The organism is Microbacterium invictum (genome assembly GCF_014197265.1).
Lineage (GTDB): Bacteria > Actinomycetota > Actinomycetes > Actinomycetales > Microbacteriaceae > Microbacterium > Microbacterium invictum.
On sequence record NZ_JACIFH010000001.1, the window covers coordinates 186,108 to 206,212 of the forward strand.

Annotated in this window: 23 protein-coding genes; 14 read left to right on the forward strand and 9 right to left on the reverse strand. The window is 70.7% G+C overall.

Annotated elements, in window-relative coordinates; all coding sequences use genetic code 11:
- Window positions 1-48: 48 nt before the first annotated feature.
- Window positions 49-414: a nuclear transport factor 2 family protein gene (locus tag BKA10_RS00955; protein ID WP_183498119.1), complete on the reverse strand. Its 366-nt coding sequence runs from the start codon at window positions 412-414 to the stop codon at window positions 49-51.
- Window positions 415-474: 60 nt separating this feature from the next.
- On the opposite strand from BKA10_RS00955, the gene BKA10_RS00960 reads away from it, so the two are divergent.
- Together BKA10_RS00960 and BKA10_RS00965 are read left to right on the forward strand one after the other, a co-directional pair.
- The gene (locus tag BKA10_RS00960) at window positions 475-864 is read left to right on the forward strand and encodes a DUF3054 domain-containing protein (RefSeq protein ID WP_183498121.1); all 390 of its coding nucleotides are present in this window, start codon (window positions 475-477) and stop codon (window positions 862-864) included.
- A gap of 37 nt (window positions 865-901) precedes the next feature.
- A complete protein-coding gene (locus tag BKA10_RS00965; protein WP_183498123.1) occupies window positions 902-1,681 on the forward strand; it encodes an isocitrate lyase/PEP mutase family protein in 780 nt (259 codons plus the stop codon).
- A gap of 17 nt (window positions 1,682-1,698) precedes the next feature.
- On the opposite strand, the gene BKA10_RS00970 is transcribed toward BKA10_RS00965, so the two are convergent.
- Complete coding sequence (locus BKA10_RS00970) at window positions 1,699-2,595, reverse strand: ATP-grasp domain-containing protein (protein WP_183498125.1); 897 nt, start codon at window positions 2,593-2,595, stop codon at window positions 1,699-1,701.
- 23 nt (window positions 2,596-2,618) lie between these two features.
- Window positions 2,619-3,659 (reverse strand): lactonase family protein, encoded by a 1,041-nt coding sequence (locus tag BKA10_RS00975; RefSeq protein ID WP_183498127.1) that lies wholly within the window; start codon window positions 3,657-3,659, stop codon window positions 2,619-2,621.
- Window positions 3,660-3,740: 81 nt separating this feature from the next.
- Here BKA10_RS00975 and BKA10_RS00980 point away from each other — a divergent pair, with 81 nt between their 5' ends.
- The 4 genes from BKA10_RS00980 to BKA10_RS00995 all read left to right on the forward strand — a co-directional run bounded on the left by BKA10_RS00980 (window position 3,741) and on the right by BKA10_RS00995 (window position 7,284).
- Complete coding sequence (locus BKA10_RS00980) at window positions 3,741-4,637, forward strand: ribokinase (RefSeq protein ID WP_183498129.1); 897 nt, start codon at window positions 3,741-3,743, stop codon at window positions 4,635-4,637.
- Between the two features lie 60 nt (window positions 4,638-4,697).
- On the forward strand, window positions 4,698-5,189 hold the full coding sequence (locus tag BKA10_RS00985) for a bifunctional nuclease family protein (RefSeq protein WP_183498131.1): 492 nt from the start codon (window positions 4,698-4,700) through the stop codon (window positions 5,187-5,189).
- Between the two features lie 45 nt (window positions 5,190-5,234).
- Window positions 5,235-6,515, forward strand: coding sequence for a M18 family aminopeptidase (locus tag BKA10_RS00990; protein WP_183498133.1), 1,281 nt, complete (start codon window positions 5,235-5,237; stop codon window positions 6,513-6,515).
- Window positions 6,516-6,888: 373 nt separating this feature from the next.
- Window positions 6,889-7,284 (forward strand): PIN domain-containing protein, encoded by a 396-nt coding sequence (locus BKA10_RS00995; protein ID WP_183498135.1) that lies wholly within the window; start codon window positions 6,889-6,891, stop codon window positions 7,282-7,284.
- Between the two features lie 112 nt (window positions 7,285-7,396).
- Here BKA10_RS00995 and BKA10_RS01000 read toward each other — a convergent pair whose 3' ends face one another.
- Complete coding sequence (locus tag BKA10_RS01000) at window positions 7,397-7,600, reverse strand: cold-shock protein (protein WP_183498137.1); 204 nt, start codon at window positions 7,598-7,600, stop codon at window positions 7,397-7,399.
- A 660-nt stretch (window positions 7,601-8,260) separates the two neighbouring features.
- Here BKA10_RS01000 and BKA10_RS01005 point away from each other — a divergent pair.
- Window positions 8,261-9,478 carry an MFS transporter gene (locus BKA10_RS01005; RefSeq protein WP_183498139.1) on the forward strand — a complete coding sequence of 406 codons (1,218 nt, stop codon included), beginning with the start codon at window positions 8,261-8,263 and terminating at the stop codon, window positions 9,476-9,478.
- Window positions 9,479-9,482: 4 nt separating this feature from the next.
- A complete protein-coding gene (locus tag BKA10_RS01010; protein ID WP_183498141.1) occupies window positions 9,483-10,211 on the forward strand; it encodes an NUDIX hydrolase in 729 nt (242 codons plus the stop codon).
- Window positions 10,212-10,235: 24 nt separating this feature from the next.
- Here the strand turns inward: BKA10_RS01010 and BKA10_RS01015 are convergent, their stop codons facing one another.
- A complete protein-coding gene (locus BKA10_RS01015; RefSeq protein WP_183498142.1) occupies window positions 10,236-10,412 on the reverse strand; it encodes a hypothetical protein in 177 nt (58 codons plus the stop codon).
- Between the two features lie 208 nt (window positions 10,413-10,620).
- Here BKA10_RS01015 and BKA10_RS01020 point away from each other — a divergent pair, with 208 nt between their 5' ends.
- Window positions 10,621-11,451 carry a serine protein kinase RIO gene (locus BKA10_RS01020; protein WP_183498144.1) on the forward strand — a complete coding sequence of 277 codons (831 nt, stop codon included), beginning with the start codon at window positions 10,621-10,623 and terminating at the stop codon, window positions 11,449-11,451.
- A gap of 12 nt (window positions 11,452-11,463) precedes the next feature.
- On the opposite strand, the gene BKA10_RS01025 is transcribed toward BKA10_RS01020, so the two are convergent.
- The 3 genes from BKA10_RS01025 to BKA10_RS01035 all read right to left on the reverse strand — a co-directional run bounded on the left by BKA10_RS01025 (window position 11,464) and on the right by BKA10_RS01035 (window position 12,456).
- Window positions 11,464-11,760, reverse strand: a complete 297-nt coding sequence (locus BKA10_RS01025; protein WP_183498146.1) for a DUF503 domain-containing protein — start codon at window positions 11,758-11,760, stop codon at window positions 11,464-11,466.
- Window positions 11,761-11,830: 70 nt separating this feature from the next.
- Window positions 11,831-12,124, reverse strand: a complete 294-nt coding sequence (locus BKA10_RS01030; RefSeq protein WP_183498148.1) for a hypothetical protein — start codon at window positions 12,122-12,124, stop codon at window positions 11,831-11,833.
- A gap of 62 nt (window positions 12,125-12,186) precedes the next feature.
- Window positions 12,187-12,456, reverse strand: a complete 270-nt coding sequence (locus BKA10_RS01035; RefSeq protein ID WP_183498150.1) for a hypothetical protein — start codon at window positions 12,454-12,456, stop codon at window positions 12,187-12,189.
- Between the two features lie 221 nt (window positions 12,457-12,677).
- Here BKA10_RS01035 and BKA10_RS01040 point away from each other — a divergent pair, with 221 nt between their 5' ends.
- The 5 genes from BKA10_RS01040 (at window position 12,678) to BKA10_RS01060 (ending at window position 19,021) form a co-directional block, all read left to right on the forward strand.
- Window positions 12,678-13,136 (forward strand): LpqB family beta-propeller domain-containing protein, encoded by a 459-nt coding sequence (locus BKA10_RS01040; RefSeq protein WP_183498152.1) that lies wholly within the window; start codon window positions 12,678-12,680, stop codon window positions 13,134-13,136.
- Entirely contained in the window at window positions 13,133-14,767 is a 1,635-nt protein-coding gene (locus BKA10_RS01045; RefSeq protein WP_308221563.1) for a DUF5671 domain-containing protein, read from the forward strand. Before BKA10_RS01040 ends, BKA10_RS01045 begins: the two co-directional genes overlap by 4 nt.
- Window positions 14,768-14,879: 112 nt before the next feature.
- The gene (locus tag BKA10_RS01050) at window positions 14,880-16,493 is read left to right on the forward strand and encodes an HNH endonuclease signature motif containing protein (RefSeq protein ID WP_183498154.1); all 1,614 of its coding nucleotides are present in this window, start codon (window positions 14,880-14,882) and stop codon (window positions 16,491-16,493) included.
- A gap of 301 nt (window positions 16,494-16,794) precedes the next feature.
- Window positions 16,795-17,304, forward strand: a complete 510-nt coding sequence (locus tag BKA10_RS01055; RefSeq protein WP_372491437.1) for a PadR family transcriptional regulator — start codon at window positions 16,795-16,797, stop codon at window positions 17,302-17,304.
- 67 nt (window positions 17,305-17,371) lie between these two features.
- The gene (locus BKA10_RS01060; protein ID WP_183500988.1) at window positions 17,372-19,021 is read left to right on the forward strand and encodes an ABC1 kinase family protein; all 1,650 of its coding nucleotides are present in this window, start codon (window positions 17,372-17,374) and stop codon (window positions 19,019-19,021) included.
- Here the strand turns inward: BKA10_RS01060 and BKA10_RS01065 are convergent.
- On the reverse strand, window positions 19,005-20,021 hold the full coding sequence (locus BKA10_RS01065; RefSeq protein ID WP_183498158.1) for an NADP-dependent oxidoreductase: 1,017 nt from the start codon (window positions 20,019-20,021) through the stop codon (window positions 19,005-19,007). The two genes, BKA10_RS01060 and BKA10_RS01065, sit on opposite strands and share 17 nt — an antisense overlap.
- Between the last annotated feature and the right edge of the window lie 84 nt (window positions 20,022-20,105).

Here is a 20,105-nt window from a genome sequence, read left to right on the forward strand (position 1 = left end):
ACGCGGTCTCCGGGCGTCACGTGCGCGGACGCGACGTCACGTGGGTGCTCACTGCGGTGAGGCCGCCCGCTTTCGTGGCGTCATGTACCACTCGACGAACTTCTGCGCGCGCCCGTCGTCGGCGAAGTGGACCTCCCAGAGATTGCTGTACGTCTCGTGACCGGGGTACTCGACGCGGCCCGTGATGATGCCGAGCCGGTCGTCTTCGATCAGCACGTCGAGTTCGTACTCCGGCTCTGAGGGCTCGGGCTCGACCCACGCCGCGACGATCGCGTCGATGCCGCGTGCGGGTTCCGGGTCGTCGGGCCGGAACAGGTATTCCGCGTCGTCGGTGAAGATCGCCCGGACGTCGTCGGGGTTCTTCGACTTCCATGCGGTGATGTAGCCGTCGAGCCAGCTGCGTGTTCTGCTCATTGCACAGGTCTACCGCGCCGGGCGGGCAGATGCCAGGGGCGGGACCGCGAGAATGGAACCATGACCCCGCGTGCAACCCCGGCATCCCTCATCGGCAGTTTCGCGCTCGATGTCGTGCTGATCGTCGCATTCGCGGCCGCCGGCCGGTCGAGCCATGACTCCGATGTGCTCAGCGGGCTGTGGCAGACGGCGTGGCCGTTCCTCGCGGCGCTCGCCGCCGGCTGGATCGTCACCCGTGCGTGGCGAGCGCCCGCAGCGCCGATCCGCACGGGCGTCGGCGTGTGGGCGGTGACACTCGTGGGCGGGATGCTGTTGCGCATGGCATCGGGTCAGGGCACGGCGCCGCCGTTCATCATCGTCGCGGCACTCGTGCTGGGCGCCGCCCTCGTGGGCTGGCGCGCGATCGCGTACGCGGCGGCGCGGCTGCGGAGGCGGACGACGGTCGACTAGCGTGTGTGCGACTCCCGGGCGAGGCTACGGTGGAGCTATGACCACTCAGGCACAGCGAGCCCAGACCCTGTCCGCCCTGCACGCCGCGCCGGAGATCCTCCGGGTCGTCAACGTGTGGGATGTCGTATCGGCGAAGGCGGTCATCGCCCTGCCGGAGACGAAGGCGATCGCCACCGCCGGGCACTCGATCGCCGCGACGTTCGGGTATCCGGATGGCGAGAACATTCCCCTCGAACTCGTGCTCGACATGGTCGGACGCATCGTGGAGGTCGCCGGTGATCTGCCCGTCACCGCCGATCTGGATGCCGGATTCGGCGACGCCGGCGAGACCGTGCGCCGCGCGATCGGTGTCGGCGTCGTGGGTGCGAACGTCGAAGACCGGCTGAAGCCGCTGGCCGACTCCGTCGCCGCGGTCGAGGCGATCGTGCGTGCGGGGGAGTCTGAGGGCGTGCCGTTCGCGCTGAACGCGCGGACGGATGCGTTCGTGCGTGCCGGCGACCGGCCCGTCGAGCAGTCCATCGCCGATGCGATCGAGCGCGGGCGCGCCTACCTCGATGCGGGTGCGGACGTCGTGTTCGTCCCCGGGGTCCTGAACGCCGACGTCACCCGTCAGCTCGTCGAGGGCATCGGCCAGCGCAAGGTGAGCGTGATCGGCTTGCCCGGTGCTTTGAGCGCCGCGGAGTACGAGGCACTGGGCGTCGCGCGGATCTCCTACGGGCCGACGACGCAGCGCGTCGCCCTGACCGCGCTGCAGGATGTGGCGAAGAGCCTGTATGCCGACGGTGTGATCCCCGAGGGCACGCGCGCGCTGAACTGACCACAGCGGGGTGCCGTTCAGTGCACCGCCGCGCGCAGGATCGCATCCACCACGGCGTCGGTCGCGTGCGGTGCGACGTGCAGGTTGAGGGCCGGCTCGATCAGCTCGACCTCGAGCACGACGAGCCCGAACTCCGCGGAGTCGACGATGTCGATGCGGGCATACAGCGGCATCGCCTGGCCGGTCGTGGCGCACACGGCATCCATCACCTCGGCAGCGAACGCACGCTCGGCCTCGGTCGTCTCCACCGGTTCGGGATGCTCCACGTACACGCCGCCGATCAGCCCGCCGCCGGCCTCGAGCAGCGCGCCCTTCGCGATCGCGTGCGTGTGCCGGCCCTCGATCGAGTACAGCGCCTTCTCACCGCCGGCGCTGAGCTCGGTGACCTCGGGCTGGATCATCGCGACACCGCCACCGGCGATGATGCGCTCGGCGAGGCGCAGCGCCGCCGGGTCGGCCGCATCGAACAGCCCCGTGTCGCGGGCGCCGGCCGAGACCGCCGGCTTTACGACGACGCGGCGATCCGTCCACGCGGACAGCGCTGCGAGGACATCAGCGGCCGTGCGGCCGTATTGCGTCGGGACGGCGCGGATGCCGGCGAACTCGAGGTCGCGCAGATACTGCTTGTCGAGGTTCCACCTCACGAGTGCGGGGGAATTCACCACGCGCGTCGCGGACTCGGCGCGGTCCAGCCACGCCTGGAACTCGTCCGGCCGGTCGGGATAGTCCCACGGCGACCGGAGGACGAGCAGGTCGTACGGCGCGAGGTCGGCGGTCGAGTGCCACACGACGGCTTCGGCGGGCGCGCCGCGGGTCTCCAGCGCGGCGAGCAGGATGGGCGTGTCGTGGTCGGGGTCATCGGCGGCATACGCGTCGGTGACGACGATGCCGATCCGCGGGGTCGAGTCGGTCACAGTCGGTGCAGGGCGGCGCCCGGTCAGGCGAACCGGACCCAGTTGGCACCGCGGCCGGTCTCGGCCTGCCGGCGCAGCTCGAGCCGGCTACCGTCCACGGCGTACAGCGAGACGGTCGTCGACTGCTCGCCCGCCGCGATCAGCCAGGCGCCGTCGGGGCTGAGCGCGAACCCGCGCGGCTGCGGCTCGGTGACGGTGAACGTGTCGGGGGCCGTGAGCGAACCGTCCGCGGCGACCGCGACGGCCCCGAGAGTGCTCTCGGTGCGCTCCGACGCCCACAGCCGGCGTCCGTCGTCGCCCCAGTGCAGGTCCGCGCCCCAGATGAAGTGGTTCGCGCGGGGGTCGGCCCCGAACTCGCTGTGCCCGAGGCCCTTCGACGGGTCGTGGGCGGGGGCGGAGCCGCGCAGGGTGAGCGTGCCGGTGGCGGTGTCGCGCGCGTAGTGCAGCACGTCCGCCGAGAACTCGGTGAGGACGTACACGGCGTCCTGCGCCTCGTTCAGCACGAGGTGGCGGGGTCCGCTGCCGGCCGGCGCGGCCACGGTCTCGGGGTCGAGCGGAGTGAGGCGCATGTCGTCGGCGACGGCGTACTGGGCGACGAGGTCCGCACCGAGCGAGACGAAGTAGGCGAACCGCCCGTCCGCGCTCGGCAGCACCGAGTGCAGGTTCGGGAACTCGATCTGCGACACCGGTGCCCCCACCACGCCGTCGACGATCGGTGCGCTGATGCCGTAGCCGCCCCCGTACGACGCGCCGAGCAGGCCGGCGCCGTCGTGGGTGAGGGCGAGGTAGTTCATGCCGCCGGCGGGGAGGTCGAGCCGGTCTGCCACGGTGAGCGCGCCGGTCTCGCGGTCGAGGGAGAGTGTCAGGATGCCGGGGGCTTCGCCCGCGCCGGCGCCTTTCACCGCGGCGTGGACCAGGTTGCGTGAGCGGTCGATCGCGAAGTTCGAGCACCCGGTGAGGCCTTCGGTCACGGCGATGCGCTCCAGCGCGCCGTCGGTGAGTCGGAAGGTGCTGATGGTCCCGTCGCCCGAGTTGGCGACGAGGGCGAGTGTCGAGTCGGTCATCCCTCGATCGTACGGCGCGCGGGGGACGCGACGGCCTCCGCGGTCGGCCGGCGCTGGACGCCGAGCGGCACAATGGGAGCCATGGCAACAGCGCGCGTCCTCGTCTTCGGGTCGATCAACGCCGACACGACTCTGCGCGTGGAGCGCATCCCCCTCGTCGGCGAGACCGTCGTCGCGCACGACGTCCAGTACGCGTCGGGTGGGAAGGGAGCCAACCAGGCGTACGCGGCCGCGTGCACCCGGCCCGGCGTGGCGGTGCTCATGGCCGGTGCGATCGGCGACGACGCGCGCGGTGCGCAGATGCGCGATGAGCTCGCGGCGGCCGGTGTCGACGTCTCGCTGATCCGCGAGGTGGACGGCCCGTCGGGAACGGCGCTGATCACCGTGGATGCAGACGGCGGCAACGTCATCGTCGTCGCGCCCGGCGCGAACCACCGCTGGGAGACCCGGCCCGAGGTGCCGGTCACCGCAGGTGACGTCGTCGTGCTGCAACTCGAACTGCCCTTGGACATCGTCGAGCACGTCGCGCGGACGGCTCACGCAGCGGGCGCACGGGTCGTGCTCAACGCCGCCCCCGCCACTCCCGGAGCCGAGCGGCTGCTGCCCCTCGTCGACTGCCTCGTCGTCAACGAGCCCGAGGCGACGGCACTCCTCGCCCAGGTGGACGTGGAACTGCCGGTCCTCGGCGCGCGCCTCGACCTCGACATCGTCATCACGCGGGGCGCCGACGGCGCCTCGGTGCTCCGTCGCGGAGACGCCGAGGTCCGTCTCCCGGCGTTCCCGGCCGAAGCGGTCGACACAGTCGGCGCCGGTGACGCGTTCGTCGGCGCGCTCGCTGCAGCCCTCGCCGCCGGCGACGACCTGCTGGCAGCCGCGCGGCGTGGGGCGGCGGCCGGGGCGCTCACCGTCTCGGTGGCCGGAGCCCGGCATCCACAGCTCTCGGGCGACCTCGTCGACGACCGGCTGAACCAGCGCTGACCGCCCGCCCCCGACCTCTGTCTACGATGGAACCGATCCGCGCGGCGGAGGGAGGCTTTCATGGTCCAGGTTCGCGTGGCCGGCGTCGCACTCGATGCGACCGGCCAGCACGTCATCCTCTTGAAGCCGGTCGACGCGCTCCCGGGTGAGGGCACGATCGTGCCGATCTGGATCGGGGCGCAGGAGGCCACCTCCATCCTCATCGCGGTAGAAGGCGCCGTCGCCCCGCGCCCGCTCGCGCACGACCTCATGATGTCGCTGCTGGAGACCCTCGGCGCGAGTGTCGAGAAGGTCGAGGTCACCCGCATCGACGGGGGCACCTTCTACGCCGAGATCACCCTGTCGTCGCTGTCCGGCATCCGGGTCGTCGATGCGCGACCCTCGGACGCGGTGGCCCTGGCCTCACGCGCGGGAGCGCCCATCTGGGTCGCCGACGCCGTGTTCGCCGATGCCGGTGTCCCCGACGTCATGGCGGCTGAAGAGACCGAAGAGAACCTCGCCGAGTTCAAGGACTTCCTCGATCATGTCGACCCCGACGACTTCAAGGAGTGACGACGTCGCGAACTACGATCGAAGGATCACCCGAGGAGGTCCTTCGTGCCCGCTGACGCACTCGCCCATGCCGCCGATCTCGCCGATTTCGTCGCGGCGTCCCCGTCGAGCTTCCACGCTGCCGCCGAGGTGGCGCGTCGACTCGTGGATGCCGGATTCACCACGCTCGGCGAAGACGCGGCTTGGCCCGACCAGCCCGGCGGCCGGTTCGTCGTGGTCCGCGACGGCGCCGTGCTCGCCTGGGTCGTGCCCGGGGGAGCGACCGCAGCCACCGGCATCCGGATCTTCGGTGCGCACAGCGATTCACCGGGCTTCAAGCTCAAGCCGCAGCCGACCACAGGCAAGCTGGGGTGGCTGCAGGCCGGCGTCGAGATCTACGGCGGCCCGCTGCTGAACTCGTGGCTCGACCGGGAGCTCGTGCTCGCCGGCCGGCTCGTGCTCGACGACGGGTCGACCGTGCTGGCCGACTCCGGCCCGCTGCTGCGCCTGCCGCAGCTGGCGATCCACCTCGACCGCGAGGCGAACAACGGCCTCGCCCTCAACAAGCAGGCTCAGACGCAGCCGGTCTGGGGGCTCGGCGAGTCGGAGTCGGCCGATCTGCTGGCCGAGCTCGCGGGCTCGGCGGGGGTCGATGCCGCGCGCATCCGCGGCTACGACATCGTGACCGCCGACGCCGCCCGCGGGCTGGTGTTCGGGCACGACGATGTGTTCTTCGCCTCCGGACGGCTGGACGATCTGGCATCGGTTCACGCGGGCGTCGTCGCGCTCGCCGGCGCCGCCGACGGATTCGACGCCGATCACATCGCCATGCTCGCCGTGTTCGACCACGAGGAAGTCGGGTCGGGAACCCGGTCGGGTGCGGCCGGGCCGTTCCTGGCGGACGTGATCGAGCGCATCCAGCTCTCGCTCGGCGCCGACCGCGAGCAGCAGCTGCGCGCGCTCGCGGCGTCGTGGTGCGTCTCGAGCGATGTCGGCCACTCGGTGCACCCGAATTACGCCGACAAGCACGACCCGGTCGTCCAGCCCGTGCTCGGCTCGGGCCCGATCCTGAAGATCAACGCCAACCAGCGCTACGCGACCGACGCCGTCGGCGCCGCAGCCTGGAACGGATGGTGTGCGGATGCCGGAGTCTCGAGCCAGGAGTTCGTCTCCAACAACACCGTGCCGTGCGGCTCGACGATCGGGCCGATCACCGCGACCCGGCTGGGCATCCGGACCGTCGACGTCGGCATCCCGATCCTGTCGATGCACTCGGCCCGAGAGCTCGCCGGCGTCAGCGATCTGTGGGACCTGACACGCGTCGCGGCCGCCTACTTCACGCGCTGAACCCGGGACCTCGGGATCTTGAGTTGGCGCTCGCGTCGGGTATGCGGCGATATACCCGTTCGGCGCGCCAACTGTGGCGGCGCCCGGGGTCGTGAGTTGGCGCTTGCGTCGGGTATCAGGGGATATACCCGTTCGGCGCGCCAACTGTGGCGGCGCCCGGGATCGTGAGTTGGCGCTTGCGTCGGGTATCAGGCGATATACCCGTTCGGCGCGCCAACTGTGGCGGCGCTCGGGATCTTGAGTTGGCGCTCGCGATCGCGAAGGGGCTCGCCGAGATCGAGGCTCCGCGACCCACCGGGCCGATCGGTCAGTCGGTGCCGGTCTGACCGCGCAGGCACTGGGGAACGTCGGTGCGCAGTGGCAGGATCGGCGCATGACCCGCTTCGCGATCGACGCGCACACTGCTGTCCGGCTCGTCAGGGACGAGCGCACCCTGAATGGGGCGCATGCCCTGGTCGGCCCGGCGATCCTCCGCTCGCATGCGATGGCGGCACTGTACCGGGAGGTGCGAGCTGGGCGGCTCGATGAGGCTGAGGGGCGGCGCGTGCTCGAGGGCATCGCCGCGCTGAAGATCCGGCTGCTCGGCGACCGCGTCTCGCGTTCGAGCGCGTGGAAGATCGCCGCCGGGCTGGACTGGGACGACCCCGCACCCGCGGAGTACCTGGCTGTCGCCGTGCTGCAGGCCGATGCTCTCATCACCGATGATCCCGTGCTGATCGCAGGGGCGGGCGAGCTGGTGCGGGCGCAGTACGACGACCTGTTCCGCTGAGATCCGTTCGCACGGACTGCAGCGGGGTGTTGTCGTCAGCGTGCGGCGAACGGTTGCCGCACGCGGGTGCCGCGGGGAGGACCCGTGAGTCCTCCCCGCGACGGTGCGGCTCTCAGAGCGCGCGGATGTTCGTCGCCTGCGGGCCCTTCTGGCCTGCTTCGGTGTCGAACTCGACGCGCTGGTTCTCTTCGAGGTTGCGGTGTCCCGAGCCGGCGATCGCGCTGAAGTGCGCGAACACGTCGGCGGAGCCGTCGTCGGGTGCGATGAACCCGTAGCCCTTGTCGGAGTTGAACCATTTGACGATGCCGGTGGCCATGACGTCATTCCTTCTTGTTCTGGGACCACGCGAGTGATCCGGGTGTCCGCGGCGACGGCGCCGCCGCGAAGTCGAGCGCACCAGATGGGTGCGGGAGAGTGAGTCCGGGCTGGATGCCGGAATGAGCAGCACGGCCGGCGCGAGCGCCTGATCCGGCGTGACTGCCGGGCCGGACGCGAGTGCGGACCGGGCGCCGACGAGCGAGGCGTGAACGCCGCGGCTGACACTGTGGTGGTCGAACAGCTCGAACGAGCCGTTGCCGAGATCAACGGTGAAGCCGGCGAACTCGCCGGCGCGGGTGGCGACATGGACGTCGTGGTCGGATTGGCGCCAGAGCAGGGAAACAGGACGAACGGTGGAGAGTGGAGCGAGGGTGATGATGGTTCGATTCTAGGGTGGACGCCTGAGACGGCGCCAGGGCCGAGGCAAAGATTGCACTCAGAGAGGCCCTGCAGGTCCGGCTGTGCGGAGCGCAGCTCTGCGTTCATGAGCCAGACCTGAGTACAGCCTAGCGTGTGTTTGCGCCGGTCAGGACCACGAGGTGCGAAACGGCGCGTAGAATGAGAGGTTTGCGCGCCGCCGGGCGTGCCGCACGAGTGCAACTACCTGCTTCCGGAGCAAGGCGGCACGTGAGAACGAGCTGACTGTTCCGGAGGTCATATGGCGCACTCGCCCACGCAGCACACGATCATCCAGCAGACGGGCTGGGGCTACTTCCCGATCGCGTTCATCGCCCGTCTTCCGTTCGCGATGATGGTCGTCGGCGTGCTCACCCTCGTCGTCTCGGCGACCGGCTCGGTCAGTCTCGGCGGCCTCACTTCGGCCGCGGTCGGCGTGGGTGTGGTCATCGCCGGCCCGGCGATCGGCATCGCCGTCGACCGCTACGGACAGCGCGCGATCCTGGTGCCGGTGGGCCTGGTCAACGGCATCCTGCTCGCCGTCTTCCCTTTCGTCGTCCTGAACGAGATGACGGATGCCGTGATCCTGGCCACCGGGCTCGCCATCGGCCTCAGTGCTCCGCAGGCGGCGGCCATGTCGCGCAGCCGGCTGATGGCGATCGTGCGCGATCGCATCGCGATCATGCGGCAGCCGCGCACGATGTCGCGCATCATGTCGTACGAGTCCGCAGCCGACGAGACCGCGTTCGTCATCGGTCCGTTCCTGGTCGGCATCTTCGCCGCCTTCATCGCCCCCTGGGCGCCGATCGCGATCGCCGCCGGGCTGAGCTTCGTGTTCGTGACGGCTTTCGCGCTGCACCCGACCGGGCGGGTCGCCGCCGCGGGCAGCCGTGCCCACCAGGAGCGCGCACCGCTGGGCGATGTGCTGCACACCCGCGTGCTGATCCTGGTCGCCGCGACGTTCGGCGTCGGCCTGTTCTTCGGCACCACGCTCACCTCGCTGACCGCGTTCGCGAAAGTCCACGGCGACGAGGCGCAGGCGGGCATCCTCTACGGGCTCATGGGCATCGGGTCGGCCGCGCTCGCCCTCGCCGTCGTGCTGCTGCCCCCGCGATTCCGGCAGCGGTGGAGGTGGCTGGTGTTCGCGGCCCTGCTGACGGCCTCGGCGGCCGGATACGCGGCATCCACCGGTCTCGGCATGGTCACGATCATGCTGCTGATCATGGGTCTGGGCGTCGGCCCGACCCTGGTCACGCTGTTCAGTCTCGCCGGCGACCGCGCCCCGCTCGGGCGCGAGGCGACGACGATGACGCTGGTCACTTCGGCGCTGACACTGGCGCAGGCACTGGCATCGGCGGTGACCGGCGCGGTCGCCGAGAACGTCTCGCTCGGCGCCGCGATGGCACTGCCCGTCGTAGCCGCCGCGTTCGTGCTGCTGTGCGGCGTCGTCAACGCGGCCATGGAGCGCCGCGTAGCCTGAAGGAATGTCTGCCGTGCGTCCCGACCGATCCGCCGAAGACGCGCGCGCGCAGTTGGCGGCACTGGCTGAGTCGGCCGCCGACGGCGCGGGGATGGCGGCGTGGACCGGCCTTCCGCCGGCGGTCAACACCCGTCCCGCCGCCGTGCTGATCCTGTTCGGCGTGCTCGACACCGTGCCCAGCGACCATGACGGCTCGGTCGTGTCGCGTGCGCTCGACGTGCTGCTGCTCGCGCGGGCGACCACGCTGCGCTCGCACCCCGGGCAGGTGGCGTTCCCCGGCGGCCGGGTGGATGCCGGTGACGCCGACCCGATCGCCGCCGCGCTGCGCGAGGCGCAGGAGGAGACCGGGCTCGATCCCGCCGGCGTCGAGGTGCTCGGCTCGCTCGGCGACGTGTCACTCGCGTTCTCGGAGCACCAGGTGACTCCGGTGCTGGCGTGGTGGCAGCGGCCGTCACCGGTGGGCGTCGTGGACGAGGCCGAGTCGTCGGACGTGTTCCGCGCGCCCGTGGCCGACCTGCTCGACCCGGCGAACCGCGGTGTGACGGTGATCCGTCGCGGCGGTCAGGAGTTCCGCGGCCCGGCGTTCGTCGTCGGCGACCACCTCGTCTGGGGCTTCACCGCGATGCTGCTCGACGCGCTGTTCGACCGCCTCGGCTGGACCGTGCCCTGGGACCGCGATCGCGAAGTGCCGCTCGCGGTGCCCGGTGCCGACGACGGCGATCACGGGCGGTGACCCGCCCGGCCGTGTATGCCGAGGTCACTGGTCGCATTCGCAGATGTGGTTGAACGAGACCACCTGATCGCCCTCTTCGGGGCAGGCCCATGCCTCGGCCTCGGCGCGGTCGGCGAATCTGCGACCCGCCAGGCGGCCGTTGGCCATCAGGACACTGAACTCGATCTCTTCTCGCGGGTCGGTCCACGTCGTGCTGCCCATGCGAACCTCCTGATCTCAGTGTAGGTTCGGGCATCGACGCCGGGAAGGCCGGCGTGTACAGTGACCCGGAGACACCGGCATCCGCTATCGGATGCCCTTCCAGGAAGGAGCCGGACATGACCGTCTTTGTCGTGGGTTCTCATCCTTCCCACACCGAGGTCGCCCGCTGACGCATCGAGGGTGACCTCCCTTCCTGGAGATCATCCTCATGAACGATCGACGCACTTTCGCGTCCGCTTTCGACCTCTCGCCGGACTCGCTCGACGAGCCCGGCCCCGATCAGCGCTGGTCGACGTGGCCTTCGAGCATGCCGACCGAACGCGGGCCCGAGCCGCGCCCGGACTGGCTCGTCACCGCCGCGGCTGCGTGGGACACCGAGCTGGGCATCGTCAAGACCGGTAAGGAGGCCGATGTCTTCCTGCTCGAGCGCGCGATTGCGGGGGAGAGTGGATGCCGGTTGGCGGCCAAACGGTACCGCAGCACGCAGCACAGCGACTTCCACCGGTCGGGCCGGTACGAAGAGGGCCGGCGCATGGAGAGCTCGCGGGACGGCCGGGCCGTGCAGAAGAAGTCCGCATACGGGCGCGCCGTGGCCGCCGGGCACTGGGCGATCAGCGAGTTCGACGCGCTGTGCCGGGCGTGGGATGCCGGTGTCGCGGTGCCGTATCCCGTGCAGATCAGCGGCACCGAGATCCTGATGGAGTTCGTCGGCGACGACCGCACGGCCGCGCCCCGGCTCGCGCAGACGCGCCTGCGCGGGGCCGAGCTCGCCGACCCGTTCGACCAGGTGCGCGCCGTCCTGCTGGCATTCGCCCGCGGTGGATTCGTCCACGGCGACCTGTCGGCGTACAACCTGCTGCTGCACCACGGGCGGGTCGTGGTGATCGACCTGCCGCAGGTGGTCGACATGGCCTTCAACCCGTCAGGAGCCGACTTCCTGCACCGTGACGTCGTGAACGTGTGCACCTGGTTCGCCCGGCGCGGGTTCGAGGCGGACGCCGAAGCGCTGTTCGCCGACGTGCTCGCGCAGCTGTGGTGAGACCCGGCCGCTTCAGTCTTCGCTCGAGTGCACGCCGCGCCGGCTCGACAGCAGCGTGACCTCGGGATGCTCCTCGGCCAGCAGTCGCTCAGCGCGGTCGAGCACGTCGCGCATGTGCGTCGCGTCGGCGGCGACGACCGAGATGCCGATGGTGGTGCGACGGTGCAGCTCGTGCGCACCGACTTCTGCGACCGCGACTTCGGTTCGCCGGCTCACGTCGGCCAGCAGGGGGCGCAGCACGCTGCGCTTCTGCTTCAGCGAATGCACGTCGCCCAGCAGCACGTCGAACTCGATCCATCCGATCCACATCGGGTCGAGTCTGGCATGTGGACCATGTCTGCGGGGGTGCCGGCACGGCGTGCATGGAGTGGACCACCGTTCAGCGCACGGCGGTGCTGATCGCCCACGGGGCGTGTGCCCGCGCGACCGGTGCGACACCGGCATCCATCGCCAGCAGAGTGGCGGTCGCGCTCGTGGTGAGCACGATGCCCGCGAGGATGAACGCGGCTGACATCGCATAGCCGGCTCCCGGCAGCACGCTCGCCTGGCCCGCCGGGAAGCCGGAGCCGAGCATGTACTCGGTGAGCGGGTTCACGACGACGATGAGTCCGAGTGCGCTGAGCGCGATGCTCCCGGCCAGTCCCCAGCACACGCGAACAACACGTATCCCCATGTTCGGTCCCCAGCCGTCCCCCGCTGATGAGCATAGGGGACGCGGGATCAAGCACGACGTGCCTAGCGGCCTGATCCGACTCCATCCCGCGGCAGCGTCGGCTCGACCGGGTGAGGGGCCAGCGGCTCGTCCGGGTTCGGCGCGAGTGGCTCGTCGGGATACGGCGGGGTGGGCTCTTCCGGCGTGACCGGCGTGACCGGCGTGACCGGCGAGTCCGGCACCGGCGACTGCGGTTCGTCGGGCGTGGGCGGCTCAGCGGGGCCGGGGGGAATCTCGCCCGGCGCAGGGGGCATTTCTCCGGGCATCGGAGAGGGGGAGTCGGGGAAGGTCATGGCTGGTCCTCACGTGAGATCGGGCATCGGGCGATGCGTTCCGTCAGCCTCTGCGCGGGCGGCCGCACCGGCGAGGGGCTTGACGGGCGGGCCCTCGATCGAATAGCGGCGCACGATGCCGACGGTGCGTCGTCCCCACTCGCTGTCTGCAGCGCGTTCTCGATGTGCACGCCGGTCCCGCAATGCTGGCTCCGGGCGTGCTTCACCGCCATGATGTCGATATGGACACCGCCAGCGGCAAACCGGACCGCACATTGCTCATCGTGATCGGCGTCGTGGCGGCGCTCGTGATCATCGCGCTCATCGTCGTCTTCACGCGCGGGGAGCCGGCACCCCTGGATGAATCGACACCCGAGGGCGTCGTGCAGCGCTACACCGCGGCTGTCCTCGACGGCGATGACGAGGCGGCTCTCGGCTACCTCGTCCCCGAGGTCGCCGACGACTGCGAGAGCACCCAGCCGGGTCTGTCGGACGACGTGCGCGTCACACTGGCATCCACCACCGAACGAGACGACACCGCCGACGTGACGGTCACGATCTCGGAATCCTCCGGCGGTGGGATCTTCGGCACCTCGGAGTATCAGTACGACGTGGAGTTCACCCTGGTGCGCACCTCGTCGGGCTGGGCGATCGAGACCACGCCGTGGGAGTTCGCGATCTGCGTGGAGTCGACCCCGTGAGCGCCGCGACACCGGACTCCGCAGCCGTGGGCACCCCGGCATCCACCCCTCAGCGAGGCGCTCAGGGCACCGTGCGCCGGGTGATCGTCTTCATCCTGTTGTTCGTCCTGGTGACCATCGCCGCGATGGGCGTGAGCGGGCTGCTCGGCCGGCTGTTCGAGACGCGTCCCGAGTTCGACTTCGGCATCGGTGGCCTCGCGCTGTCGCTGGCCTTCACCCTCGTCGGCGGACCGCTCGCGCTCGTGCTGTGGTGGTTCACCTGGCGCCGGCTCGACGGACCCGATCGCTCATCGGTGGCGTGGGGTCTCTACCTCGCGGCAATCTCGTTCGTCGCGCTCGTCACCTTCGCGACGTCGCTGCTCGGGATGTTCTCCGACCTCATCGGCGGACGCTGGTCGCCCGACTCGCTGGGTACCGGCATCGCCTGGCTCGCCGTCTGGATCGCCCACCGCTGGATGTGGGCGCACCCCCGCAAGAGCCCGCTCCGGCTGACCACCGTGCCGATCGTGCTCGGCGCGGCATATGGCCTCGGCGTCGTGGTGTCCGGCGCGATCCGCACCCTCGCGAGCCTGTTCGACGAGGCGATCATTCCGGCCCAGGTCCAGCTCGGCGATCCGTGGTGGACCACCGCGCTGCAGGGGCTCGTCTGGTTCGCCGGCGGCGCGCTCGTCTGGTGGTGGCACTGGATGCGCGACAGGGCACGCGGCTTCACCGGCGGGTTCGCCGACGTCATGCTCGTCCTCACCGGCGTGCTCGGCGCGGGCGCGGTGACCCTCGGCGGCGTGGGGACGGCCGTGTACATCGGCCTGCGCGCCGCGTTCGACCGCACCGATCCGTGGCCCGAGCTCCTCGACCTGCTGGGCCTGGCCATCGCGGCGGCCGGCGTGGGGGCGATCGCATGGCTGTACCACCGGCGCGTCGCGCGCGAGCGGTCCGAACTCACGCGCAGCGCGACCCGGCTCGTCGAAGCGGGGCTCGGTCTCATCGCCGCGGCATCCGGAATCGGCGTCATCGTCAATGCCCTCCTCGCCGCGCTCACCGCACCGCTCGCCGGGTCCGACGCGCGCACGCTGCTGCTCGCCGGCATCGCGGCGCTGGTCGTCGGCGCGCCGGTCTGGTGGGTCGCGTGGCGACCTCTCGAACCGGTGATGGATGCCGGTGCCGTCGCCCGTCGCGTCTTTCTCGTCGCGGTGTTCGGCGTCAGCGCCGTGGTCGCGATCATCGCGCTGCTGGTGGTCGGCTATCGCGTCTTCGAATTCAGCCTCGACGGCGGCGGCACCGCGCTCATCGAGCGCATCCGCGCGCCGTTCGGCCTGCTGCTGGCGACGGCCCTGGTCGCCGGGTACCACTTCGCCGTCTGGCGGCGCGACCGGGCCGCGGCGCCGGCTGTTGCCCACGTGCGGACGATCGACCGCGTCGTGCTCGTCGCCTCGGGCGATGCGGGTGCACTCGCGGCGGCCATCGAGGCGGCGACGGGGGCGTCGGTCGCCCGCTGGGCGCGTGCGGACGCGGCGGACAGCGCGATATCTGTGGATGCCGTGGTCGCCGCCCTCAGCGGCGTCAGCGCGCATCGCGTGCTCGTGCTGACCGGCCCGGCCGACCGGGTCGAGGTGGTCCCGCTCGCGGACTGAGACGCGCTGGGGGATGTCTACAGCCTCCTCCACAATCGATGTACGAGACTGGCTCCCCACAGATACCATCTCAGTTCGAACGTATGTCTGAGCATGCTGGCATGCTGTATCTATGACCTTCCTCGCCGAGTTGATCGAGAAACTGCAGGCCGTCAGCGGCCATGCCGAGCTCGACGTGGCACCCGGCGAGCTGCTGGAAGCGCTGCGTGGACTCGATGACGACGCGGTCATCGAGCTGGTGCACGAGGCCGCCGAGATCGGGTCGTGCGTCGAGCGCCTGAAGGTTGTCGGTGCGGCGGTCATCGCCGAACGATCGGCCGCGCCGCACGGCGGGCTGTCGGGGCGGCGGGGGTTCCGTACGCCGGTGCAGCTGGTGCAGGACATCACGGGCGGCACGCGCCATGAGGCGTCACGGACGATGCGGGTGGGGTCGTCCCTGCTCGACGACGTGCCCGCCGAGGGCGAGGAGGTGCGGCCCGGTGGCGAGGAGGTGCCGCCGGGTGGTGGGGTGCCGCCGGGTGGCGAGGGGCCGCCGGTGCAGCTCGAGGAGCCGGTCTTCATCTGGCACGCGGAACTGCGCGAAGCCATGCTCGCGGGCACGCTGTCGACGGCGGCGCACGATGCGATCCGCCGTGGACTGGGCGAGCCGGCCGCGGCCGATCGCGCCGATGAGGTGTGGGCCCTCGCCGCGCGTCAGCTCATGGAAGAGGTGAGGGGCATCGCCGTCGAAGAACTCGGCAGTCGCGCGCGTGCGGTGCGCGACGCGCTCGACCCGATCGGGGCCGAAGAGCGCTTCGCGCAGCGGTTCGCGAACCGGTCGTGGCGCCGGTGGACCGATGAGCACGGCGTCCGTCATGCGCATATCGTCTACGACGACGAGATGGGTGCGTGGGTCGATGCGCTCATGGATGCGGCGCTGCGTCCGCGCCGGGGCGGGCCGCGGTTCATGACCGATGCCGAGCGTGCGCAGGCCGAGTCGCTCGAGGGCGACCCGCGCACCAACGACCAGCTGACCTACGACCTCATGGTCGACGTGATCCGCGCCGGGGCGCTCGCATCTGCTGAGGATGTGTTCGGGTCCCGGCAGCCGGGCGTTCGCATGGTCGTGGTCAAAGACATCGTGGGTCCGCGTGACCCGTTCGGCCGTCTCCTGGCCACCGCGCACCTCGAAGACGGCGGCGACGCGCTGCCCGGCTCGGTGCTCGAGGCGAAGCTCTGCGACACCGGAAGCCGCGAGATCACGGTCGATTCCTGCGGGAACCCGCTCGACCTCGGGCGAGAGAAGCGGCTGTTCACGTCGTCGCAGCGACTCGCATTCGCGATCCGCGACGGAGGGTGCATGTGGCCGGGCTGCGAACGGCCGCCCCTGTTCTGCGAGGCGCACCATTGCACGCCGTGGGCGGAGGGCGGCGCCACCGACGTCGACGCGGGGATCCTGCTGTGTCGTTTCCACCACCTCCTGCTGCACAACGGAGGGTGGCGCATCACTCGCGAGGGGTTTGACACCGGTCCGGAGTTGGGACCATTCATCCTGCACTCTCCCACCGGGGAGAAGATCGTCCTGAAGTCGAAGTCGCCGCTGCGCTGGGCGTGGAATCCGCCGCCGGATCGATGCGGCTGGCGCTCGCCGCCGGTCCCGGCGACGGAGCGACGGCCGGAACAGTGGCCGGAGGCGGTGTCGGAGCCGCCGACAGGGCAGGTGTGCGTTCCCGTGCTCGTGGAATGACCCTGGCGCCATCCTCGTGACATGACCACCTGAGCGATGTATCGTTATGTATCGCTAGATATGTCGCTGGGCATCTCGCGCGTGGGCGAAGGAGGTCGTCATGGACGGATTCGGTGGACAGGGCTTCGGCGGGCAGAGCTCCGGCGGACAGGGATTCGGCGGGCAGGGCTCGGGCGGACAGGGATTCGGCGGGCAGAGCTCGGGCGGGCAGAGCTCCGGCGGACAGGGATTCGGCGGCCCGGGTTTCGGTGGCACAGGTTTCGGCGGGCAGGGTTTCGGCGGACCGGGCGCAAGCTGGCCGGTGGCCGGGCTGCGCGAAGCGATGGACCAGCTGCGCGGCATATTCGACCCGCGCGGCAGCGGCAGCGGCACGCGCATGGGGCGAGGCGACGTCCGCGCCGCGATCCTGACGTTGCTGGCCGAGAGGCCGATGCACGGCTACCAGGTCATCCAGGAGATCGAGCAGCGCAGCGGGGGAGCGTGGAAGCCGAGCCCCGGGTCGGTGTATCCGACACTGCAGCTGCTGGCCGATGAGGGCCTGATCAGCGTCGAGGAGGCCGGTGGCCGCAAGACCTACTCGCTCACCGATGAGGGGCGGGCTGTGGCGGATTCCGAAGGAGCCACGCCCTGGGAGTCGACCGCGCGCAGCTCGGACGGACCCCACTCGATGGCCCTGCCGAAGGCCGGCGCCGAACTCGCGCAGGCGGCCATGCAGGTCGGTCGCTCGGGCACGCCCGAGCAGGTCGAGCAGGCCGTGGCCGTGCTCGAGGAAGCGCGCCGCAAGCTCTATTCGATCCTCGCCCAGGACTGACCGGGTGCGCCCGGCGCCCGGACAGCCCGGGCTCACCACGACCGCCCGCGCGCGCTACCGCCGCATCATGCGGTTCGCCGCGCGGCACATGCTGCAGGCGTGGTGGTTCGAGCTGTTCCTCCCGCGCCTCGGGTTCGGCGCGCTCGCCGCGCGCGGACGCCCCACTCGCATGCAGGCCATCGCCCGCCGCTTCCACGTCCTCGCCGTCGACCTGGGCGGTCTCATGATCAAAGTCGGCCAGTTCATGTCGTCACGTCTCGACGTGCTGCCGCCCGAGATCACGGACCAGCTCGCCGGACTCCAGGACGAGGTCCCGCCCGTCGGCTTCGACGCCATCCGCGCGCTCACCGAGGCCGAACTCGGCGTTCCGCTCGACACCGCGTACGCATCCTTCGACCCGCAGCCTCTGGCAGCGGCATCCCTCGGTCAAGCGCATCGCGCACGGCTGGCCGATGCCGACGCGCAGATCAGCGGATTCGCTGAGGTCGTCGTGAAGGTCCAGCGGCCGGGAATCGATGAGATCGTCGACGTGGATCTGTCGGCACTGCGGCGCGTGGCGCGCTGGCTGAGTCGCGTCGACCTGGTCTCACGCCGCGTCGATACGCGCGCGCTCGTCGAGGAGTTCGCGGTCACCAGTCTCGAGGAGATCGACTATCTGCACGAGGCCGCGGCGGCGGAGCGGTTCGCGCAGAACGTCGCCGGCGACGCCCGCGTGAATGCGCCCGAGGTCGCCTGGGAGCGGACCACCCGCCGCGTGCTGACTCTGCGCGATGTGACGGCCATCAAGATCAACGACGTCGACGCGTTGCGCGCCGCCGGCATCGACCCGGCAGATGTCGCGCGTGACTTCGCCGCCGTTATGTTCGACCAGCTGTTCGTCGACGGGTACTTCCACGCCGATCCGCACCCGGGCAACATCTTCGTCACCCCGCATGCACCGGGGATGGATGCCGGGGATCGGGCATGGTCGTTCACGTTCATCGACTTCGGGATGATGGGCGAGATCCCGGCCACGCTGCGGCGTGGCCTGCGACGGGCGATCATCGCCGCCGCCGCGCGAGACGGCGCGGGGCTGGTTGCCGCGATCCAGGAGGTCGGTGCGCTGCTGCCTTCGGCGGACACCGCCGAACTCGAACGCGCCATGACGCAGCTGTTCGCCCGGTTCGGCGGCATGGGCTTCGCCGAGCTGCAGCGAGTCGATCCCCGGGAGTTCCGCGACTTCGGCGTCGAGTTCGGCGACCTCGCCCGGTCGATGCCGTTCCAGCTGCCCGAGAACTTCCTCCTGCTCGTCCGCGCGGTCTCCCTCACCTCGGGGATGTGCAGCGCGCTCGACCCCGGATTCAACATCTGGGACGCCGTCGAGCCCTACGCTGCCAAGCTCCTGCGCGACGAAGGCGGCAACTCACTGCGCGATCTCGGGTCGCGTGCGCTGGCGACGGTCACCTCGGCCGTCAGCCTGCCGCAGCGGTTCGACGAACTGGCATCCCGCATCGAAGACGGTCGCATCGCCGTCAACAGTCCCCGCCTGGATCGGCGGCTCACGGTGCTCGAACGCACCGCGCGCCGGGTCGTGTCGGCGATCCTGTTCGCCGCCCTGCTGATCGGCGGCATCCTGCTGCGTGAGACGGATGCCGTCTTCGGCGCCGTCCTGATGTGGGCGTCGGCCGTGCCCCTGCTCCACGCCGTCTTCGCCGGCTGGATCAATCGGGGTCGCTGAGCCGCACCAGCATCTTGCCGACGTTCCTGCCCTCGAACAGCCCGAGCAGCGCATCGGGGGCGTTCTCGAGACCGTCAACCACCGTCATCGGCGCCGGGAGCGACCCGTCTCGCAGCCATCCCGACGCGAGTTCGATCCACTCCGCGAACAGGTCGTAGTGGTCGAGCACGATGAAGCCCCGCATCGTCAGGCGTTTGGTCACGATGAGCGAGAGGTTCGTCGGCCCGGGTTGGGGACGCTCGGCGTTGTACTGCGAGATGGCTCCGCACATCGCCACCCGGCCGCCCACGTGCAGGGACGACAGCGCGGCTTCGAGATGCTCGCCGCCGACGTTGTCGAAATACACGTCGATGCCCTCGGGCGCAGCAGCCTTGAGCGACCTGCGGACGGGGCCGGCCCGGTAGTCGAAGCCGGCGTCGTATCCGAGGTCGCCGGTCAGGCGAGCGACCTTCTCCGGTCCGCCGGCCGATCCGATCACCGTCGATGCCCCGAGGTGGCGGGCGACGCGTGCGGCGGTCACGCCGACGGCCCCGGCGGCGCCGGAGATGAACACGGTCTCGCCGTCGGCCACGCGTGCGATGCGTGTCAGTCCGACGTACGCGGTGAGGCCGGTCAGGCCGAGGACGCCGAGGTGGTGCTCGGGGTCCGCGAGGCTCGCGTCGATGACCCGCACCTCATCCTCGCCGAGCACCGCGTGGTCGCGGAAGCCCCGGGAGTGCAGCACGACCTGCCCCTCGGCCACGGTGTCCGAGCGCGAGGCGACGACGGTGCCGACGGCGGGAGCATCCATCGCCGCGCCGAGTGGGAACGGCGGCACGTAGGACGCGGCGTCGCGCATGCGACCGCGCATCGCCGGGTCGACCGACATCCAGTCGTTGCGCACGAGCACCTGACCGCGTTGGAGCTCATCCAGATGGACCTCGACGAGTGCGAAGTCGTCGGGCTGCGCAAGCGCGTCCGGACGGTGGACGAGCCTGATCTCGCGACTGGTCGTGGGCATGGAGGTCCTCTTCGTCGGGGGCGGTCGTGTGCCACTCTGCGACGCGTGCGGCGCCGGTGTGCTGACTCCAGAGCGTGTATTCGA

Excerpts from the sequence above, each read along its gene's own strand:
- BKA10_RS00955 (WP_183498119.1), bottom strand. The coding sequence starts at position 414 with ATGAGCAGAACACGCAGCTGGCTCGACGGCTACATCACCGCATGGAAG.
- BKA10_RS00960 (WP_183498121.1), top strand. The coding sequence starts at position 475 with ATGACCCCGCGTGCAACCCCGGCATCCCTCATCGGCAGTTTCGCGCTC.
- BKA10_RS00965 (WP_183498123.1), top strand. The coding sequence starts at position 902 with ATGACCACTCAGGCACAGCGAGCCCAGACCCTGTCCGCCCTGCACGCC.
- BKA10_RS00975 (WP_183498127.1), bottom strand. The coding sequence starts at position 3,659 with ATGACCGACTCGACACTCGCCCTCGTCGCCAACTCGGGCGACGGGACC.
- BKA10_RS00980 (WP_183498129.1), top strand. The coding sequence starts at position 3,741 with ATGGCAACAGCGCGCGTCCTCGTCTTCGGGTCGATCAACGCCGACACG.
- BKA10_RS00985 (WP_183498131.1), top strand. The coding sequence starts at position 4,698 with ATGGTCCAGGTTCGCGTGGCCGGCGTCGCACTCGATGCGACCGGCCAG.
- BKA10_RS00995 (WP_183498135.1), top strand. The coding sequence starts at position 6,889 with ATGACCCGCTTCGCGATCGACGCGCACACTGCTGTCCGGCTCGTCAGG.
- BKA10_RS01000 (WP_183498137.1), bottom strand. The coding sequence starts at position 7,600 with ATGGCCACCGGCATCGTCAAATGGTTCAACTCCGACAAGGGCTACGGG.
- BKA10_RS01005 (WP_183498139.1), top strand. The coding sequence starts at position 8,261 with ATGGCGCACTCGCCCACGCAGCACACGATCATCCAGCAGACGGGCTGG.
- BKA10_RS01010 (WP_183498141.1), top strand. The coding sequence starts at position 9,483 with ATGTCTGCCGTGCGTCCCGACCGATCCGCCGAAGACGCGCGCGCGCAG.
- BKA10_RS01015 (WP_183498142.1), bottom strand. The coding sequence starts at position 10,412 with ATGGGCAGCACGACGTGGACCGACCCGCGAGAAGAGATCGAGTTCAGT.
- BKA10_RS01020 (WP_183498144.1), top strand. The coding sequence starts at position 10,621 with ATGAACGATCGACGCACTTTCGCGTCCGCTTTCGACCTCTCGCCGGAC.
- BKA10_RS01025 (WP_183498146.1), bottom strand. The coding sequence starts at position 11,760 with ATGTGGATCGGATGGATCGAGTTCGACGTGCTGCTGGGCGACGTGCAT.
- BKA10_RS01030 (WP_183498148.1), bottom strand. The coding sequence starts at position 12,124 with ATGGGGATACGTGTTGTTCGCGTGTGCTGGGGACTGGCCGGGAGCATC.
- BKA10_RS01035 (WP_183498150.1), bottom strand. The coding sequence starts at position 12,456 with ATGACCTTCCCCGACTCCCCCTCTCCGATGCCCGGAGAAATGCCCCCT.
- BKA10_RS01040 (WP_183498152.1), top strand. The coding sequence starts at position 12,678 with ATGGACACCGCCAGCGGCAAACCGGACCGCACATTGCTCATCGTGATC.
- BKA10_RS01050 (WP_183498154.1), top strand. The coding sequence starts at position 14,880 with ATGACCTTCCTCGCCGAGTTGATCGAGAAACTGCAGGCCGTCAGCGGC.
- BKA10_RS01060 (WP_183500988.1), top strand. The coding sequence starts at position 17,372 with ATGCGGTTCGCCGCGCGGCACATGCTGCAGGCGTGGTGGTTCGAGCTG.
- BKA10_RS01065 (WP_183498158.1), bottom strand. The coding sequence starts at position 20,021 with ATGCCCACGACCAGTCGCGAGATCAGGCTCGTCCACCGTCCGGACGCG.